This is a genomic window from Mucilaginibacter sp. P2_A4 (assembly GCF_056405015.1).
The window spans coordinates 82,355-99,484 of the sequence record NZ_JBFUCX010000022.1 but is presented as its reverse complement, the minus strand read 5'-3'; the positions used below and the strand labels follow the sequence as shown (position 1 = coordinate 99,484).

At 42.6% G+C, this 17,130-nt stretch carries 18 protein-coding genes; 10 read left to right on the top strand and 8 right to left on the bottom strand.

The window, feature by feature from the left end:
- The first annotated feature begins 131 nt into the window (after positions 1-131).
- On the top strand, positions 132-773 hold the full coding sequence (locus AC1DYB_RS28395; RefSeq protein ID WP_295719483.1) for a hypothetical protein: 642 nt from the start codon (positions 132-134) through the stop codon (positions 771-773).
- A gap of 187 nt (positions 774-960) precedes the next feature.
- On the opposite strand, the gene AC1DYB_RS28390 is transcribed toward AC1DYB_RS28395, so the two are convergent.
- Complete coding sequence (locus AC1DYB_RS28390) at positions 961-1,845, bottom strand: NAD(P)H-binding protein (protein WP_477440035.1); 885 nt, start codon at positions 1,843-1,845, stop codon at positions 961-963.
- 83 nt (positions 1,846-1,928) lie between these two features.
- Here AC1DYB_RS28390 and AC1DYB_RS28385 point away from each other — a divergent pair, with 83 nt between their 5' ends.
- The gene (locus AC1DYB_RS28385; protein ID WP_477440033.1) at positions 1,929-2,345 is read left to right on the top strand and encodes a winged helix-turn-helix transcriptional regulator; all 417 of its coding nucleotides are present in this window, start codon (positions 1,929-1,931) and stop codon (positions 2,343-2,345) included.
- A gap of 57 nt (positions 2,346-2,402) precedes the next feature.
- Complete coding sequence (locus AC1DYB_RS28380; RefSeq protein WP_477440031.1) at positions 2,403-3,737, top strand: dihydroorotase; 1,335 nt, start codon at positions 2,403-2,405, stop codon at positions 3,735-3,737.
- 222 nt (positions 3,738-3,959) lie between these two features.
- Here AC1DYB_RS28380 and AC1DYB_RS28375 read toward each other — a convergent pair whose 3' ends face one another.
- From AC1DYB_RS28375 to AC1DYB_RS28360, 4 genes are all read right to left on the bottom strand, one after another.
- The gene (locus AC1DYB_RS28375; RefSeq protein WP_477440029.1) at positions 3,960-4,427 is read right to left on the bottom strand and encodes a GyrI-like domain-containing protein; all 468 of its coding nucleotides are present in this window, start codon (positions 4,425-4,427) and stop codon (positions 3,960-3,962) included.
- An 82-nt stretch (positions 4,428-4,509) separates the two neighbouring features.
- Positions 4,510-4,932, bottom strand: a complete 423-nt coding sequence (locus AC1DYB_RS28370) for an SRPBCC family protein (protein WP_477440026.1) — start codon at positions 4,930-4,932, stop codon at positions 4,510-4,512.
- Between the two features lie 20 nt (positions 4,933-4,952).
- Positions 4,953-5,393, bottom strand: a complete 441-nt coding sequence (locus tag AC1DYB_RS28365; RefSeq protein ID WP_477440024.1) for an EVE domain-containing protein — start codon at positions 5,391-5,393, stop codon at positions 4,953-4,955.
- A gap of 97 nt (positions 5,394-5,490) precedes the next feature.
- Entirely contained in the window at positions 5,491-6,459 is a 969-nt protein-coding gene (locus AC1DYB_RS28360; protein WP_477440022.1) for a helix-turn-helix transcriptional regulator, read from the bottom strand.
- A 56-nt stretch (positions 6,460-6,515) separates the two neighbouring features.
- On the opposite strand from AC1DYB_RS28360, the gene AC1DYB_RS28355 reads away from it, so the two are divergent.
- The 4 genes from AC1DYB_RS28355 (at position 6,516) to AC1DYB_RS28340 (ending at position 9,749) form a co-directional block, all read left to right on the top strand.
- Positions 6,516-6,932, top strand: a complete 417-nt coding sequence (locus AC1DYB_RS28355; protein ID WP_295719498.1) for a putative signal transducing protein — start codon at positions 6,516-6,518, stop codon at positions 6,930-6,932.
- A 68-nt stretch (positions 6,933-7,000) separates the two neighbouring features.
- Positions 7,001-8,011 carry a glycosylasparaginase gene (locus AC1DYB_RS28350; protein ID WP_477440020.1) on the top strand — a complete coding sequence of 337 codons (1,011 nt, stop codon included), beginning with the start codon at positions 7,001-7,003 and terminating at the stop codon, positions 8,009-8,011.
- Between the two features lie 173 nt (positions 8,012-8,184).
- A complete protein-coding gene (locus tag AC1DYB_RS28345) occupies positions 8,185-8,976 on the top strand; it encodes a copper homeostasis protein CutC (RefSeq protein WP_477440018.1) in 792 nt (263 codons plus the stop codon).
- Between the two features lie 8 nt (positions 8,977-8,984).
- Positions 8,985-9,749 (top strand): hypothetical protein, encoded by a 765-nt coding sequence (locus AC1DYB_RS28340; protein WP_477440016.1) that lies wholly within the window; start codon positions 8,985-8,987, stop codon positions 9,747-9,749.
- 46 nt (positions 9,750-9,795) lie between these two features.
- Here AC1DYB_RS28340 and AC1DYB_RS28335 read toward each other — a convergent pair whose 3' ends face one another.
- The 3 genes from AC1DYB_RS28335 to AC1DYB_RS28325 all read right to left on the bottom strand — a co-directional run bounded on the left by AC1DYB_RS28335 (position 9,796) and on the right by AC1DYB_RS28325 (position 13,559).
- A complete protein-coding gene (locus tag AC1DYB_RS28335) occupies positions 9,796-12,633 on the bottom strand; it encodes a hypothetical protein (RefSeq protein ID WP_477440014.1) in 2,838 nt (945 codons plus the stop codon).
- Between the two features lie 77 nt (positions 12,634-12,710).
- Positions 12,711-13,232, bottom strand: a complete 522-nt coding sequence (locus AC1DYB_RS28330) for an O-acetyl-ADP-ribose deacetylase (protein ID WP_477440012.1) — start codon at positions 13,230-13,232, stop codon at positions 12,711-12,713.
- 12 nt (positions 13,233-13,244) lie between these two features.
- Complete coding sequence (locus AC1DYB_RS28325; RefSeq protein WP_477440010.1) at positions 13,245-13,559, bottom strand: ferritin family protein; 315 nt, start codon at positions 13,557-13,559, stop codon at positions 13,245-13,247.
- A gap of 463 nt (positions 13,560-14,022) precedes the next feature.
- Here AC1DYB_RS28325 and AC1DYB_RS28320 point away from each other — a divergent pair, with 463 nt between their 5' ends.
- From AC1DYB_RS28320 to AC1DYB_RS28310, 3 genes are all read left to right on the top strand, one after another.
- The gene (locus AC1DYB_RS28320; RefSeq protein WP_477440008.1) at positions 14,023-14,835 is read left to right on the top strand and encodes a sterol desaturase family protein; all 813 of its coding nucleotides are present in this window, start codon (positions 14,023-14,025) and stop codon (positions 14,833-14,835) included.
- Positions 14,836-14,945: 110 nt separating this feature from the next.
- Positions 14,946-15,482, top strand: coding sequence for an outer membrane beta-barrel protein (locus tag AC1DYB_RS28315; protein WP_477440006.1), 537 nt, complete (start codon positions 14,946-14,948; stop codon positions 15,480-15,482).
- 403 nt (positions 15,483-15,885) lie between these two features.
- The gene (locus tag AC1DYB_RS28310; RefSeq protein WP_477440004.1) at positions 15,886-17,127 is read left to right on the top strand and encodes an arsenic transporter; all 1,242 of its coding nucleotides are present in this window, start codon (positions 15,886-15,888) and stop codon (positions 17,125-17,127) included.
- The last annotated feature ends 3 nt before the right edge of the window (positions 17,128-17,130 follow it).

Sequence of the window (17,130 nt, the reverse complement as noted above, 5' to 3'; positions counted from 1 at the left end):
TCACTTTTACGTTTAAACCACGAATTGAAAAGAACCCGGGAAAAGGAAACTATAGCAAAAAAATATGCAAATATCTTTATTGCTGACCTTTATCGTCTAATTCTCCTCAATTGTAACTTATAAATTCATTGATGAAAAAACACTTATTTACACTTCTATTTTTAATTACAGCCGCAGGTGCTGCAAACGCTCAAATTGGTAAAGGTCACTATTATATTGGTGGCAATTTTAACTACAATTACGATGGTTACGGGTATACCAATACCTTTACCTACGCAACCGGATCAACAGTTTATACCAACCATGGCATCTCTAACCTGCAAATAAATCCCGACTTTGGATTCTTCCTTTCAAACAAGTGGTCGGTAGGCATCCAGCCCGGTTACTCACGCGTTGGCGGTACCGAAACCTCTGCTTATACCGCGTTGATTAATAGTGGCACTACCAGCTATACCTACAATCATAAATACCATAATGATGCCCTTTCGTTAGGCGTACACTTTCGTTACTATTGCATGCTGACGGATAAAATTGGCGTATTCCCGCAGTTTGGGGTTACTTCGGCACATGACGTTAATAACTTTAAATCGGGTTCGCTAAATGTTGGCGGTAACCCTAATATTGTATTTTTTGCTACACCAAAACTTGCGGTAAACCTTGGTTTCGGTAACCTGCAATACACTCATGATTATCAAACAAAAACCAACTCCTTTAACCTTGGCTTAAACACCAATATCAATTTTGGAGTGAATTATTATTGGGGAAAGAAATAATTTTTGGATAAAGGATTTTTGGATGAAAGAGCAAGGACTTTTGGATGAAGGATTTTTGCATGAAGGAGCAAGGACTTTTGGATAAAGGATTTTTGGATAATAGAGCAAGGACTTGTAGATGAAAGACCTTTTTTTGAGAAAGCCGCCCGGTAATTTTACGGGGCGGCTTCTTATTTTATGGGGGATCTTATCCGTTGTATTTATCTGCAAATTCTTTTGCAAATGTTTCCAGGCTTATTTTACCGGGACTGGCTGGTTTGTGCAGATCGTAATCTTCCCATAATTTCCCGCTGCGCAAACCTACCCCCATTTCTACAAAGTTTTTGGCCATTTCTCCGGGTAAGCCGGCTTGCAACATTCCATTCAGGGCTTGCTCATCACTAAACTCAATCCATGGCAGCCCCGGCTTGCCTATGGCATTACCTAAAACTGTGGCAACCTCGCCGCTGCTGCGTTCATCGCTTACAATATAACGTACACTTTTGCCCGTAAACTCTGTTTGAATTTCTTCGGCAAGCGCTGCAGCTATGTCTTTTGGATGTACCATGATCAGCCTCATATCTGCAGGATAATTTGAACCGATGATACCCTGGTGCTTAATCAGTTCGATATCGTTGTAAAAGTTCACGTAAAAGAAAGGCGCGCGAATAAATTTGACAGCAACGTTTTCCAATTTATTCAATATATCTTCCACATCGTGAATGCCCTTTATAGGCCCTGTGCCGGCGTCCAGATGCGCGCCAATGCTGCTTAATCCAACAACCCGTTTTACACCCGCCTTCCGGATAGCTTCGGCATAACTGTTACCGGCATCGTTCATATACTGTCTTAAATTTTCTGCACCAAAATTTGGCGGCACCATAGCATATACCACATCGGCCCCGGTAAATGCTTTTGCCAAAAAATCCGCATCGGTTACCGAGCCTATGGCTGCTGTAGCACCTAATGCTTCAATGGCGGTCACCTTATCAGCATTACTGCTAATGATGGTTACCTGGTGACCTGCCCCAATTAATTGTATTGCCAATGGTTTACTGATATTTCCTAATGAACCTGTTACGATGATTTTCATAATTGTATGTTTTGATTTGTTGAGTACAAAGTTATATTTGTACTTACTTTTATACAAGTACTTACCCTAAAGTATGTATCATCATGACCCAAATTAAAGAAGCATCAACCATACAGGAAAATAAACAAGCTGCCTTTAAAGAGTGCCCCGTAACTTATGTTATGGAGCGCATTGGCGGATATTGGAAACCCATTATATTGTTTCACCTGTTGGCAGGCAGTAAGCGGTATAGTGAAATAAAAAAAGCCGTCCCTGGCATTACCGAGAAAGTGCTTATCCAGCACCTGAAGCAACTGGAAGCAGATAACCTGGTGATCAGGGAAGCAAGGCCGGTGGTACCGCCTTATGTTACCTATCGGCTCACCGCTTCGGGTATGGGTTTAAGGCCGGTAATGTACGCCATGGCCAACTGGGCTGTTGAGGATAGCGAAGCAAACGGAACCCCTATGTATAAAAGCCTGGGTAACTTTCCCGAGACACCAGAACTTGCAGCAGTTTAACGATTAGCAGCTTATTATTTAAATTATAAATTTGCTGATCAATAAATCAAAAATCCTATGTCTACAATTCTCATAAAGAGTGCTACGATAGTTAATGAAAACAAGCAATATGTTGCCGATGTTTTGGTGAAAGACGGCTTGATTGACCGGATTGACGCGCAGATAGATACCCAGGCCGATAAAGTGATTAACGCGGAGGGCTTATACCTGCTGCCGGGTTGTATTGACGACCAGGTGCATTTTAGGGAACCTGGCTTAACTTATAAAGCAGATATCCATTCAGAATCCCGTGCTGCAGTTGCTGGTGGTATTACTTCTTTTATGGAAATGCCCAATACCGTACCCAACACTTTAACCCGGCAGTTGCTTGAAGATAAATATGAGATAGCATCACGAAACTCATTGGCTAACTACTCGTTTTTCATGGGTGCATCCAATGACAACCTGGATGAAGTACTGCGTACAGATACGGCTAATGTTTGTGGCATTAAAGTGTTCATGGGATCATCAACCGGGAACATGCTGGTTGATAACCCGCAAACGCTGGAAAATCTTTTTGCCAGTTCGCCTATGCTGATAGCGGTACATTGCGAGGATGAGGCTACCATAAAAAGCAACCTGAACCACTACAAACAATTATTGGGCGAAAATATTCCGGTGACGATGCACCCGAAGATCAGGAGTGCCGAGGCTTGTTACCTGTCATCATCAATGGCTGTTGAACTGGCAAAAAAGCACAACACCCGCCTGCATATTTTACATATATCAACCGCGCTTGAAACACATCTTTTTGATAACACCACACCCCTAAAAGATAAGCGCATTACTGCCGAGGCTTGCGTACATCACCTATGGTTTACCGATGCGGATTATGAAACCAAAGGCAACCTGATTAAGTGGAACCCGGCCGTAAAAACCGAGGCCGACAGGGATGCTATTTTGCAGGCTGTTTTGGATGGCAAAATTGACGTTATCGCAACAGATCATGCACCGCATACCATGGAGGAAAAAGCGCTACCCTATCTGCAGGCTCCGTCTGGTGGGCCCTTGGTGCAGCATGCCCTGCCTGCCATGCTGGAACTTTACCACCACGGCAAAATAAGCCTCGAACAAATTGCCGAAAAAATGGCCCATAACGTGGCTACCTGTTTCCAGTTAGATAAGCGCGGCTTTATCCGCGAAGGCTACTGGGCCGACCTGGTGCTGGTTGATCTGAATAAACCATGGAACGTAAACAGCAGCAACATTTTATACAAATGTGGCTGGAGCCCATTTGAAGGCACTACCTTCCGTTCAAAAATAGCTTACACCCTGGTATCAGGTAATGTAGCTTATGCTAACGGTAGTTTAGTTGAAGGTAACGTTGGTAAACGACTGAATTTTAACAGGTAGGCTATATTGTAACTTTGAGATTTTAGGGTTTACAGAATTTTCTGTACTATATAAAACCAAAAAAAATCATGTCATTGCGAGCGCAGCATGTAAGTGAGCCCTGTATAGTGCGCGATTGCCGCGCTGCGCTCGCAATGACATAGAGCTTTTTAAAATAAAGATTGACCATCGACAACTTAGAATCACGTCATTATAAGACACCTTGCAATGACGATTAAATAACTACCTCACTCCCACATAAATTTCCACTTCCGCATCTTGCGGGTTTTGGGCTTTTGCACCCCAAACATCAAAATCAGCAATGTAAGTACGCTGAAGATTGCTGTTCCAGATCAGCTGCCATGCTTCGGCCACACAGTTGGGCAGTGGGCCTTTGGCTATGTATTTTACATAATCAGCATGCGGTACAATAAGACTAATCAGCCCTTCGGGAATGTTATCCAGCGAACTTACTTTACAGCCTAATACAGCTGTATAGAAGCCTGTATGGTCAGTTTCATAATCAGTGTAAACACAATATATCTCATCGGTTAGCCGATCTACAATTTGCAGTAATACATTACCCTCCATAAACCTTCCCCAAAGCTCACCAATATCCTTTGCCGATTGCCCGTTTTGATTGGTCGTTCGTACCGAGATCCCTTCTAAAAAGAAGCCTTTTATATGCACATCCTCCGTTATATTTGTCATTACTATTTGTTATACTGATATATAATTAACTTTTAATCAATTTTTTATAGATATTATATAAACAATCTCTACACCATTAAAATTATTCTATTAATTTTCTTAGCTCCTCAAAAACACCCTTCCAGTTTTGTTCAGAGTGCTCTTTGGCTTCCTTGTTTTTTACGTTATCCTGGGTAATAGTCAACTTAGTTTCGCCATCGTTTTCGGCAAGGCTGTAGGTAATATTGGCGTAGTTTTCGGGCTTATCTTCAGTTCCGCCCATGCTGCTCCAATAGCTGTATTTTACAAATTTACCCGGATCGATGTCAAGGATTGTTCCCTTATCCTGGTATTTATTCCCGTCCCATTCACCACTAAACGTAATGGGCTCCCCTACCTTCCAGCTCGACTCTAAATTGGTACCAAAAAAGTATTCTTTTACCATTGCCGGGTCGGTGAGGCCTTGCCATACCTTGGCCGCAGGAGCTTTAAAATTAATCTCGGTATTTACTTTTAACTTTTCCATAATGCAGTGTTTTTAATTGTTTATTTATCGTTTACCGGTATTGATTCATCTGTTAACATGTGCGTTTTTATCAGCCCAAAATCGTGCCCGTTTATCTCAAGAAATCCAAACCTGAAAGGGTATCCCCATGACTTTTTATTGGCGATAAAATCGAGCTCTTTTACCAAAGGCAGGATAGGCGTTTGGATACATTTGTAATAGTTCACATTGCGGCGGTATGGGATAAAATCTTCGCTCATTTTATGTTGGAATACCTCATCATCGGCAAGCTGCCCAATGGCGGTAAAAGCCTGCAAAGACTCCGTTCCGTTCATGCTTTGTTTGGGCGAATACATGATCACCCAATCGCCTGCAGCCATGCGCCTCAATGGTGCCGGCTTGCCGTGATTGGCCTGCATAAAACGACCGGCTATGCCCCGGGATATATGATCTTTTGATACTACGGTTATCCAGTATTTCATGATGCTGCTGGTTTATTAAAAGCAAAAACATGACCAGTATGGCCAACTAATTTTTAATTGCACAACAAAGAAATAACCGGCAAGTGACAGCAGTATGTCAGTAGAGATTTGTTTCCTGCAGATTTTTTTGACTGATGGCCATAATAATGGCGCAAACCCTGTCTTTTAAAGCATCCGGTTTGATGATCTCGGCCTTGTCGCCAAACATCATAAACCAACGGGCAAAACCTTCTATAGACATGGTTAAAAACGTCATCTCAATTTTATTGCCGATGGTTTTCTCTGATACAAAGCCGCTGTAATACTTTTGATGATCCAGGTAATTAGAGATCTCTTTATCTACCCTGATGACTACCAGTTCCAGATGCTTTTCTTTGGCTGTTTGGGCAATGTATGCCTTTAGCGTTGGGTGTTTGCTGTTGTTATAAGTGGTATCGGTAACTACCAGCTTGCGGATCCTGTCAATCCTGAAATCGCGGTAATCGTTACGTAAACGGCAATAGGCTATCAGGTGCCAGAAGCTATCAAGGAAAACCACGCCAACGGGTTCCACATCGCGTTTGGTAAATTCCTGGCTATGCCAGGCAAAATAATCAATGCATAAAACCTTTTTATAAATAATGGCATCCAGTATGGTTTGAATATGATCATTATTATTCCCGGCCCGTTTCTGGCTGTGGCTCTTCAACACCTCAATGCTGCCATCCAGGTTCTCCAGCGCGTCCTTTTCGGATGTTTTTAGCACCGCCCTCACCTTGTACATGGCCGATTGGTATTGCGCGTTGGTGGTGGCATCGGTAAGTTTTTCAACAAATTTCTCGGCAGTTAAAAAGGCTGTAGCCTCTTCGCGGGTAAACATTACGGGCGGCAAACGATAACCATCCATAATAGAATACCCTACCCCTGCCTCGCCAATGAGCGGGATACCAGCTTCTTCAAGCGTTCTGATGTCCCGGTAAACCGTACGCAGGCTGATGTTAAAGCGTTCAGCAATATCGCCGGCTTTTACCACCCTGCGCGATTGTAACTGAATTAAAATAGCCGAAATACGGTCGATGCGGTTCATAGCATCAAATTAAGCAAAAAACAAGCTACATTTGTATAATTATTTCACTTACCACTATGGCTACCGAACAAGACGATAAGATTATAACATTTGAGAATTATTATGATGTTATGCTGGCGCATATTGTACGCACCAAACTGGAGGATAATGGAATAGCCTGCTTTATTGCTGATGAAAATACCATTACGGCAAACCCTATTTATAACCAGGCTATAGGTGGCATTAAATTAAAAATATTTGAACGCGACCTGGAACGTTGCCGCGCCATACTGGCCGCCGATGGCGATTTGCACGACCAGGACCATATTGAAATAGACGAAGAAACCAATAACCTGGTAATTTGTCCCTTTTGCGCCTCAACAAACGTTGGCCCTACCGATCCGGGTAAGTTTGCATCATTTATTTCGGTAGTACTGCCCTTTGTTAACAATAAAGCATGGCATTGTTTTAACTGCCAGCAGGATTTTGAGTAAGCCTTTGCGCAATGTATCAAAACACATACAATCCTTTACTTTTTAGCTGATTTAACTATCTTAGCGGTATGTATAACCGCCGCAAATTCATCAAAATATCAGCTGCAGGCGCCTCACTGGCAGCACTTTCAAACTCAGCCATAGCAAAAGCTATTTCAATAACACCCGAGCCCGTTTTACCCGTAGTTATATCTACCTGGGACTTTGGGATATATGCCAATAAAGAAGCCTGGAAAACTTTAGAAAAAGGTGGTCGTGCGCTTGACGCTATTGAAGCCGGCGCCCGCATACCCGAACAAACTGACATCAGCAGCCATACTGTTGGCCGTACCGGTTTGCCTGATCGCGACGGGCATGTAACCCTTGATTCATGCATTATGGATGAGTTTGGCAACTGCGGTTCTGTAGCAGCCATGGAAGATATTGCGCATCCCATATCGGTAGCCCGGTTGGTGATGGAAAAAACCCCGCACGTAATGCTGGTTGGCGAAGGAGCTACCCAATTTGCGGTAGAGCAGGGCATGAAAAAAGAAAAACTGCTAACGCCGGAGTCTGAAAAGATCTGGAAAGAATGGCTTAAAACGGCCAAATACGCCCCGGTAATGAATATTGAGAACGGCCACAAAGCCGGCGATAAATATAACCATGATACCATAGGTATGCTGGCCATTGATGCCAAAGGCAATATATCTGGCGGTTGCACTACCAGCGGCATGGCCTTTAAGCTGCATGGCCGGGTTGGCGACAGCCCTATCATTGGTGCAGGTTTATATGTTGATAACGAGGTGGGCGGCGCTACATCCACCGGTGTTGGCGAGGAAGTGATTCGTAATGTAGGCAGTTTCCTGGTAGTTGAGCTGATGCGCCAGGGCATGTCGCCGGAGGATGCCTGCAAGGAAGCTGTGCATCGTATTATTAAAAAGAAGCCCGAAATTGCCAAGCAAATACAGGTAGGCTTTTTAGCCATCAATAAAAAAGGCGAATATGGCGCTTACGCCATACAAAGCGGCTTTTCATTCGCGGTATGCAATGCCGAAAAACAGGATTTGCTGATTAAGGGAAAAAGCTATTATAAATAGATTTAACAGCCGGCGGTGTGCAGTTCTCAGTTGGCAGATATCCATGATGGGGATCAACACCAGCCTCAACGGAAGTAATATTAAATCACAAAATAAAAACATCAACAGCTAAAAACAGTTAGCTATACATCAAACTTTTGTTCTGCTAAACTGATACTATTACATTGAAGCCCATGCCCGATATCACTAAACAAAAACATCAAAGCGGTAATCCTGTAAATCGCGTTTCGCTTGAGGTTTGCGCCAATTCCGTTACATCAGCAGTAGCTGCCCAGGAAGGTGGAGCTGTACGGGTTGAACTTTGCGAAAATTTAAAAGAAGGTGGCACTACGCCATCAGCCGGGCAAATATTATTAGCCCGAAAACTGCTTCAAATAAAATTATTTGTGTTGATAAGGCCCCGTGCCGGCGACTTTTTATACACCGATCTGGAATACGACGTGATGTGTGCTGATATCAGGTTTTGCGCCGAAGCAGGCTGCGATGGTGTGGTAATAGGTATGCTTAATGCTGATGGCACTATTGATAAGGAACGCAGCCTGGAAATGGTGCGCCTTGCCAAACAACTGGGCCTTGGTGTTACCTTTCACCGGGCATTTGATATGTGTATAGATCTTTACCATGCCCTTGAAGACATTATTGAGATGGGTTGCGACCGGATACTTACCTCGGGCGGTAAAAGTTCGGCAATGGAAGGCGCAACAGTTATTAATCAATTGGTGCAAAAAGCCGCGGGGCGTATAGCCATTATGCCCGGCGCCGGCGTAAGCGAAGCCAACGTTGCCGATCTGGTTCATTTTACCGGCGTTACCGAAGTTCACTCCTCAGCCCGTTTGCCTGTTCGCAGTAAAATGCAATACAAAAACGATCATATCGTAATGAGCGATGACCCCGGTGATGAATTTACCATTGACCTTACTGATGTGGGCAGGGTTAAAAAATTGATTGAGCTGGCTAATAGTTAGGTAATATAATGTTAAAAAAGATTGCTCTTATCTTGATATTACAGGCTGTATTTTTAAAAGCCTTCGGCCAATTGGAGCAATATTATCATAAAATTGAGCAGGTAGCTTATCATGAACGAAATCCTGAGCGTCTTTTCAAACGTATTGATAGCATTAAACAAACCCGAAGACCAAACGATAGCAAGGTTACGATCTATTTTAACCGCGACATTGATTTTGGCTATAGACATCAAAGGATAAAAATAACTTTTAACGGAATTAACCGGTATGAAGTAAATCTACTCATCAAAAATGACAGCATACACTTTTGCTCGGTTTTGTACAGTAACCTTTTAATGGATGAGGACGCAGAAAAACTAAACCGAAAGCAAAATCACCCGGCAATTGATACTACACAGGTTTCAAAATACCTTGAAATGAGGAACAAGTTTTATGGTAGCTTAAAAAAAATAAATGACTTAAAAGACGAACTCAATTTAGACAAAACCTATGCATTTTATTGTGGTGACGGTAGCCCAAAAACAAAAGATGGAAAATATATTGAAACAATAGTACAGAACCGAAACATAAGAAAGCTAAAAGATCTATTAACCAGTGCTTGTTGCGAAGAACAGGCCTACGGGGCAGCAGGTATAAAAATGCTTCAAAAAAACAAGCAGATAATTCCCGATGATATAAAAAAACTGGTTTCTTTTATTAATAAAAGAAATTCCGAACTTGTAGTTTGTGAAGGATGCCTATCCGGCTTAGTAAAGCCAATCAATATTCAATAATATTACACCTATCAATCACTAATTCACTCAATCAGTAATTCACTAATTAAAAAAACGTAACCGGCAAAACCAGTTCTATCCTGTTACGCCCGGTTCCTCCAAAAACGTCCTCATCCAATAGGCGGCTGTACCTTATCCCGAAGGAGATACTATTCTGGTTAAAGAATTTGGTATCAAAAAACAGCGTGCCTCCTGCTGAGCGAAAGTTTTGCTTAAAGCCGCTGCCATCTATGTAAAAATCATCAGATGATGCATGGGTATAATCAAAAAACAGAGCTCCGCGGAGGCGCAACAGGTAAACTATACTGCCAAAACCCGCATCGGGATAGGCGATAGGGAAATGATAGGCAAGGCCTAACTTATTCATATCATCTAAACTTTGCGCGGTATAGCCTTTACTAAAAGGAAAATCATTGGAGTAACTGATCACATTATCCTTACCTTTTTGCTGGTGCGCAAGGTTAATCACAAAACTGTGGTTGGTTATTAGTCCGGGGAAATAAAACGTACCTGATGCCAATAACTGCGTAGCGCTGGTGCCGCCTATAGCCGTTTTATAATTTACACTGATATTTTGTGCAAAACTGGGGTATATATTTTTTTTCGCCCGCTGTGTTTGGTTACCAAATGAAATAGAATTATTTAAATAAGTATAACTCCTATTGGCAAATTGCGCTGCGTAGGGCTGTTGAAAGCTGGTACGGTTAAAATACAGATCGCTGCCAAAGGTAAGGTTGGTAAAGTGCTTACCTGCCGAAAATGTAAGCGGAACGTCTAAACCGCCATGCAGCTGGGTTTCGTTCCAGTAAACATAATTGCCTTTGGTAAATCCACGCCGGTCTAACGTATAATCGACCCCGGCGGATAGGTAGGGGAACAACGCGCCGTATATGGCATCAAAACCAAACTGTTTATAACCCTCATTGCTGTTGTAATCAAAGGAAATTTCAGACTGGAGGGTATTTAAAACGTTCTCGCCCGTAATAGCAAAAGAATAATTAGGATCGCCGATATTAGGTATCAGGCTGTGAAAATTAAAAAGCCCGTGCGCTTTGGAATAACCGGTAACCGGCAGCGGTTTATTAACCACCGCTGCCAGCATATTAGCCGATGAATCTTTACTTAAAGCCTTAATGCCAAGCTCGGGCAGGGCCGAGTTTGCATACATATCCCCTGCATCAATCCATTTCAAGTCTTTTCTATTTGCTTCCGTTATTTTATAACCTGCCGCGGTAAACCCTACCCATGCCATTTTATGATCAGATACTGCGGGCTGATAACTGCCTATTGGTAAACTGTTGACAGTTGGCAGCAACTCATAAAACTTATTGGCGTTTATGAGCAAAGCAAATAACCTATCCTGTGTATCAGCAACATTTGTAAAATAAACAGTGTCGCCTTTAACAGCTATAAAACCTATGGGTTTAAAAGTGAAGGGCAATAAATATTTGGCGCCACCTGTCTCTTTATTAATAAGGGCCAGACTCATTTTACCTTCAGCATCCCTCACTGCCGAGATCAACTCACCATCGTTATAAAACTTTGGATAGGTATAAAATAGCTTTTGCGGATTAGGCACAGCTTTAAGCAAGTCCCCGCCGGTACTTAAAATATGTAATTGACTTGCACCCGATGGACCAACCTGTACTGTTACAATACTTTTACCATCGGCACTAAAAGCGGGTGCAAAGTATTTGGCTTTTTGGGTAATGCGGTATTCTTCGCCGGTATTAACATCCAGCAGCATCAGCTCACTATAATCGCGGTAGCCCCAGCGCATATCAGCACGGTAGGACGCGTAAATTATTTTACCATTGTAGTAGTCAAAATAATTATCGAGGGAGTAGGAGCGCGTAGCTATTTTGCGCTCGGCATTGCCTGTTTTCACCACAAACGCAGGGATATGGTCATAACTACTTTTCATATAAATGAGCGTACTATCGTTCACAAAAGCAGGGTATTCACGGTCGGCATCAAAATGTTTGGGCGTTTTTATATCTTGAGAATCATCCTTGAAGCGGGCTTTAAAATTATCAAATGCCAGGTTGGTAAATGCTTTAAAACTTGTACCCGTATACTTTTTTACCGCCCTTTGAAATGGATAAAAGCCCGTGTAAAAACCAGCGGCATCATGGGTGATGCTCTTCCAGATGTTATCACCATACTCTTCGCGCCCGTAGGATACAAGCATGTAACCCAGCGGATAATGATCTGGCACATAATCACGATATGAGCCATTGCGCAGCTTCATATAGCTGTAGTTTTTACCGGCAGCCCATAAGGCCCTGTAACCATTAAAAAAGTAGGGTAAGCGCCCCCTGCCCTGCCGGCTTACGTGGGTTTCGTTAAATACGGCATCACCCTCAAAAAACCAGTTGGGTACAGATAGGTCATTCCCCAAAGCCTGCCCCCCCTCGCCAAAAAGGATATGCAGAAAGCGCGACAACCCCACATTAAAATTATTATACTGCTGCACATGCCTGTACTCATGAATAGCTAGCTGATTTACCCAGGGCAAGCTGCCAATATCAAAACTATTTTGTTCGGGCGTTAAAAAAAACTCACTCCTGAAAGGCGCCAGCCCTACATAGGCATTGGCTATAGTAGTTTGATTTTGCAAAACGATGCTGATCTGCCTTTGCTTGTTGCCAATGGTTGGCTTTACCTGGCCGTTCATCTGTTGTACAATATTGGCAACCTTTATCCCGGCGGAATCCATCCCCGCGGGGAAAATAACTTTAGCCGCCGAGGTATTTACCTGTTTCCATTTAATTGATGGCGGGTTGCCGCCAAACACCTGGGCGTTGGCAACACTTGCCGTTAACAGCAACAAAGGCAGAAGTAATTTTTGAGAAATTTTACAGACCGAGGGGTATTTGTTCATCAAGGGATGAAAGTAGGTACAATTTGTAATTTAAACAACAGAGGCATTGCATGGCGCAAAGCTACTATCAGAAACCATTACTTCAGCAAGTTTGTATATATGCCGTAATTCTCATCATCAAAACAAACAAAAGTTACCTGTTTAATACTTTCATTATCGGCCAAAAAATCCCGGACGGTTTTTATGGCGATAGCGGCGGCCATTTTTTTAGGAAAGTGGTAAATACCCGTACTTATGTTGGGAAAAGCAATAGTTTCCAGGTGATTTTCGGCGGCCAGTTTCAAGCTGTTTAAATATGCCGAAGCCAGTAAAGCATCTTCGCCCTTGTCACCACTACTATAAACCGGGCCAACCGTATGGATCACATACCTGGCGGGCAGGTTACCACCGGTAGTAATTACAGCCTCGCCGATTTTGCAGCCGCCCTGCCGGTTACGTATCTGGATGCACTCCTCCAATATGGCTTTACCCCCGGCCCGGTGTATAGCTCCATCAACGCCACCACCACCTAACAACGAGGTGTTGGCGGCGTTCACAATAGCATCAGCTTTAATTTTGGTGATATCGCCCTGTACCAGCTTTATTCTTCCTTCGGTCATTGTAAAATAAATTTATTCCGCGGCTTCTTCGCCTTTTGAGCCCAGCTCAACAATATTGCCTTTCTGAAACAGGATAGCTTTTAAAGTGGTACGCCAAACCGGTTTTTTGCGCAGTAAAAATTCCAGGTCCATGCCAAAATGTTTAAATTCCTCCTGCTGGGCATTTTGCATAATGGCTTTAGCATCTTTGTCGGTTTCAACAGATATGCGTTGCTCGTACCAGTTAATGGCTTCTGCTTCTTCGGTAAGGGAAACAATCATCCTGGCAAAAGTGCGGGTTTCGTCAGATAGTTCGTTTACGGGTTCGTGGTATTGATCAAATGACATAATGTATTTTTATTGATAAAAACATTATGCGTCAATTTTGTTTGGGCGGATAGATATTTAGAAGGATTACAGATTACACAACTGATTTATAAGAGCTTGCTTCTAAGGACCTCTGTAAACTTTCGTCCCCTCAGGGTCTCTCGATAGAGGACCCTGAGGAACCATGCAGGTCCAATTGCATAGTCTTGTACTTTGCAAACTTCCTCAGGGCCCTCTGCGAGAGACCCTGAGAAGACAAAAGAATTACAGATTACATACCTGATTTATAAGGGCTTGTTCTTGAGGGTCTCTGTAAACTTAAAGACCTAAATAAATTAAAGAATTATTAACAAACAGGCAATTCTTCAACATTCGCTCAGAATTTGTATATATGTTTGTTACATAGTGGTATATTGTTTTAATTGTTTCACAAACATTAATAACCCCAACTTTAATTTATAACGCAATAGCCCAGGAATATCAAATGCCGATTCAATCATATATCTCCAAACACCAGGATATAGTACAGCTGATTTATTTTGCCATGATCCTTATTTCTTTATGGGGTAGCGAAGTGGTATTTACCAATAATTTATTTGGCGAAAAGCTTAAACATACCCGCGTAAACCTGCTATTTATTGTTACGGCATTGCCCATCCAGTTATTCATGATCAGTTTGGTATTGCTGATAACTGTTTGGACCCATCAGCATCATTGGGGATTAATTAATTATTTACCGTTTCATAAAAACGCCTGGGTATATTATATCAGCCTGTTTATCCTGATGGATCTTTGTGAATATACCTATCACGTAATTATGCATAAGTTTGATTTTCTTTGGAAATTCCATCTTGTACATCATAGTGATTTAAAGGTGGATGTATCAACCACGGTAAGGGAACATCCGGGTGAAACGTTTGTAAGAACCAGCTTTTTAATGCTTTGGGTATTTTTGCTTGGGCCTGTAGCTACGGTTCTTGTTCTGCGGCAAACGGTACAAACATTCTCAAACATTGTGGCGCATACCACATTCAGGCTGCCCAGGCATATCAACAATATTGTTGGGTTAATTTTTATTACGCCCAATATACACCAGGTCCACCATCATTATAAATTACCCTATACCGATTGCAATTACGGCGATGTTTTAAGTATTTGGGATCGCATTTTTGGCACTTATGCCGAACTGGAACCCCAGGAAACAGTATTTGGGATAGATACCCATATGGAGCCATCTGCAAATAGCAGGTTTATAAACGTACTTAAAATCCCTTTTCAAAAACTGAAGCGTATGTAACGCGCGGTTAAGTATATCCCAATAAGATGAAGTTATCGCAACCGCTAATTTATTTTGTTTTTTTGTTGTTGATAATCAATTGTAGCAAGAGTTACGGGCAAAATAGTATCATGTCAAAATTCTATTTTCCAGGCCAGTTAGGTTTAAGTTTCCCTCATGTTGATGATCAAAAATTAAATTTAAAAAAAGGTTTTATGCTTACAACAGCGCTGGAGTTTAGGCCGGTTGATGGCAATGCCCTATTTATCAGATTTAATTATGATGCGATAACCAACCATTACCAGGAAGTTTATTTAAACTCCCCCACTAATGTTAACACGGGTAAACTGTCTTCCTCTATTTTTTCTCTCGGTTTAGGATATCGCCACAAGGCGGGAATTTTTAAATTATTTGGCCTTTTGCAACCCGGCTTAGGTATCAATAATTACGACAAGGTAAATTTTAACACAGAAACAATTACTGTAGAGCAGGTAAGCCGCAGGCATTTATCATTTAAAATTACTGCAGGCGCGGAGTATTACCTGGCCGAGCATTTTGCATTAACAATTGAGCCATCTTACTTTTACCTATCTCCACGTGGTAATTACAGGTTGCTAAACCCACAAAGCTTAAATCTTAGTTTAGGCTTTACAACAACGTTATTTTAAAATCGCAAGCACTTGCCCCTCTGCCCTATCCTTTCGTCCCCTCAGGGTCTCTCGATAGAGGACCCTGAGGAACCATGCAGATCCAATTGCATAGTCTTATACTTTGCAAACGGCCTTAGGGTCCTCTGCGAGAGACCCTAAGGAGACAAAAGCACTTGCCCCTCTGCCCCTATCCTTAAATAAAACGTATATGCTGCTTTCGTCCCCTCAGGGTCTCTCGATAGAGGACCCTGAGGAACCATGCAGGTCCAATTGCATAGTCTTATATTTTGCAAACGGCCTTAGGGTCCTCTGCGAGAGACCCTAAGGAGACAAAAATAAAACGTATATGCTGCTTAATGTTGATTTTTTATGCAGAAACTTTTCCTGTAGCTGGCTAAATTATAACATCTTTGAAAACAATATGAGTCATATTTACATTTGGATAATTTCCTTTTTGGCTATAGCAGGCGTTATTATAAGGCCATTTAAAATACCCGAAGCTGTTTGGGCCCTGGCAGGCGCTGTGCTATTGCTTGTTTTGGGGTTTATTTCCTTTTCGGACGGGCTAACCGGTATTGGCAGAGGTACTGATGTATACCTGTTTTTAACCGGAATGATGCTACTTGCCGAAACCGCACGAGAAGAAAAACTGTTTGATTGGCTGGCAGCACATGCCACCAGGATGGCCAAAGGATCTGGGAACCGGCTTTTTTTATTGATTTATATCGTAGGTGTTGTAGTTACCACCTTTTTATCAAACGATGCCACGGCTGTTGTACTTACCCCCGCCGTAGCCGCGGCCGCCAAGGCGGCCAGGGTTAATAAACCTCTTCCCTACCTGCTTATCTGCGCCTTTATTGCCAACGCGGCCTCTTTTGTAATACCTATATCCAACCCGGCCAACCTGGTGATATATGGCCGCCACATGCCACCCTTGCTACACTGGTTGCATCAATATGCTTTACCCTCATTTTTTGCCATTGTTGTTACCTATTTTATGCTCCGTTTTACGCAAAGGGCTGCCCTGAAGGAAAAAATAGCAACCGATATAGCTATACCCAAACTATCCACCGGCGGTAAAACGGCTATTATAGGCATTGCGGCAACAGCCGTCATTTTACTGGTTTCTTCGGCATTTGATATTCAACTGGGTTTGCCTACTGCCATTACGGGGATACTGACTTCGGCGATAGTTATTATTAGTGCCCGCAAAAATCCGTTGATTGTGATCAAGGGGGTATCATGGGCGGTACTTCCGCTTGTAGCCGGTTTGTTTGTAATTGTTGAAGCACTCAATAAAACAGGTATCACGCAAACATTAACCAGCCTGCTTCATCAAAGCGCGGCAAATTCAATAACGGGTACGGCCTGGGGCAGTGGCATAATTACCGCTGTTGCCTGCAACCTCATGAATAACCTGCCGGCGGGCCTTATTGCAGGCACTGCTGTACAGGGCAATTTACCTGAGCTTGTAAAAAGCGCAATCCTTATAGGTGTTGACCTGGGGCCCAACCTTTCCATTACCGGATCGCTGGCCACCATCTTGTGGTTAGTTGCCCTGCGCCGCGAAGGGCTAAACATAACCTTCTGGACATTTTTAAAACTTGGCGCATTGATCATGACTGTTGCATTACTCTTTGCAATAGGCGCGCTTTGGATATAATGA

Coding starts and splice junctions, on each gene's coding strand:
- AC1DYB_RS28320 (WP_477440008.1), top strand. CDS start 14,023: ATGCCGATTCAATCATATATCTCCAAACACCAGGATATAGTACAGCTG.
- AC1DYB_RS28335 (WP_477440014.1), bottom strand. CDS start 12,633: ATGAACAAATACCCCTCGGTCTGTAAAATTTCTCAAAAATTACTTCTG.
- AC1DYB_RS28360 (WP_477440022.1), bottom strand. CDS start 6,459: ATGAACCGCATCGACCGTATTTCGGCTATTTTAATTCAGTTACAATCG.
- AC1DYB_RS28330 (WP_477440012.1), bottom strand. CDS start 13,232: ATGACCGAAGGAAGAATAAAGCTGGTACAGGGCGATATCACCAAAATT.
- AC1DYB_RS28365 (WP_477440024.1), bottom strand. CDS start 5,393: ATGAAATACTGGATAACCGTAGTATCAAAAGATCATATATCCCGGGGC.
- AC1DYB_RS28395 (WP_295719483.1), top strand. CDS start 132: ATGAAAAAACACTTATTTACACTTCTATTTTTAATTACAGCCGCAGGT.
- AC1DYB_RS28390 (WP_477440035.1), bottom strand. CDS start 1,845: ATGAAAATCATCGTAACAGGTTCATTAGGAAATATCAGTAAACCATTG.
- AC1DYB_RS28375 (WP_477440029.1), bottom strand. CDS start 4,427: ATGACAAATATAACGGAGGATGTGCATATAAAAGGCTTCTTTTTAGAA.
- AC1DYB_RS28310 (WP_477440004.1), top strand. CDS start 15,886: ATGAGTCATATTTACATTTGGATAATTTCCTTTTTGGCTATAGCAGGC.
- AC1DYB_RS28340 (WP_477440016.1), top strand. CDS start 8,985: ATGTTAAAAAAGATTGCTCTTATCTTGATATTACAGGCTGTATTTTTA.
- AC1DYB_RS28325 (WP_477440010.1), bottom strand. CDS start 13,559: ATGTCATTTGATCAATACCACGAACCCGTAAACGAACTATCTGACGAA.
- AC1DYB_RS28315 (WP_477440006.1), top strand. CDS start 14,946: ATGTCAAAATTCTATTTTCCAGGCCAGTTAGGTTTAAGTTTCCCTCAT.
- AC1DYB_RS28370 (WP_477440026.1), bottom strand. CDS start 4,932: ATGGAAAAGTTAAAAGTAAATACCGAGATTAATTTTAAAGCTCCTGCG.
- AC1DYB_RS28345 (WP_477440018.1), top strand. CDS start 8,185: ATGCCCGATATCACTAAACAAAAACATCAAAGCGGTAATCCTGTAAAT.
- AC1DYB_RS28385 (WP_477440033.1), top strand. CDS start 1,929: ATGACCCAAATTAAAGAAGCATCAACCATACAGGAAAATAAACAAGCT.
- AC1DYB_RS28350 (WP_477440020.1), top strand. CDS start 7,001: ATGTATAACCGCCGCAAATTCATCAAAATATCAGCTGCAGGCGCCTCA.
- AC1DYB_RS28380 (WP_477440031.1), top strand. CDS start 2,403: ATGTCTACAATTCTCATAAAGAGTGCTACGATAGTTAATGAAAACAAG.
- AC1DYB_RS28355 (WP_295719498.1), top strand. CDS start 6,516: ATGGCTACCGAACAAGACGATAAGATTATAACATTTGAGAATTATTAT.